The sequence below is a fragment of the Egicoccus sp. AB-alg2 genome, from assembly GCF_041821065.1.
Lineage (GTDB): Bacteria > Actinomycetota > Nitriliruptoria > Nitriliruptorales > Nitriliruptoraceae > Egicoccus.
The window spans coordinates 1-639 of the sequence record NZ_JBGUAX010000027.1 but is presented as its reverse complement, the minus strand read 5'-3'; the positions used below and the strand labels follow the sequence as shown (position 1 = coordinate 639).

At 68.4% G+C, this 639-nt stretch carries 1 protein-coding gene; it reads right to left on the bottom strand.

Features of this window, described 5'->3' with window-relative positions; all coding sequences use genetic code 11:
- Positions 1–639, bottom strand: a 639-nt coding sequence (locus ACERM0_RS22755) for an acyl-CoA carboxylase subunit beta (protein WP_373680888.1), incomplete at both ends; no start/stop codon positions are given.

Here is a 639-nt window from a genome sequence, read left to right as displayed (position 1 = left end):
GGGCCAAGCCAGGTTCACGTCCGCGCCGAGGTGCTTGGACCCCATCACGTCGTAGGCGCCGCCGTAGGCCTTGCGCACGATCACGGTCAGCTTGGGCACGGACGCCTCGGCGTAGGCGTAGAGCAGCTTCGCGCCGTGGCGGATGATCCCGCCGTACTCCTGGTCCGTGCCGGGCAGGAATCCCGGCACGTCCACGAACGTCACGATCGGAATGTTGAACGCGTCGCAGAAGCGCACGAACCGTGCGGCCTTCTCCGAGCTGTCGATGTCCAGCACCCCGGCCAGGAACGCCGGCTGGTTGCCGACCACCCCGACGGTCTGGCCGTCCAGACGCGCGAGGCCGACGACGATGTTCTCCGCGTAGTGCTGGTGGACCTCGAGGAACTCGCCGTCGTCGACCACGTGACGCACGATGTCGCGCACGTCGTAGGGCTGGTTCGAGCTGTCGGGCACGAACGTGTCGAGCTCCGGGATCAGCCGGTCGGGGTCGTCGCCGGTGTCGACCACCGGCGGCAGCTCGAGGTTGTTCGCGGGCAGGAAGCTCAGCAGGTACTTGACGTCCTCGAGACAGGACTCCTCGTCGTCGGCGGCGAAGTGCGCCACGCCCGACTTGGTCGCGTGCGACATCGCGCCGCCCAG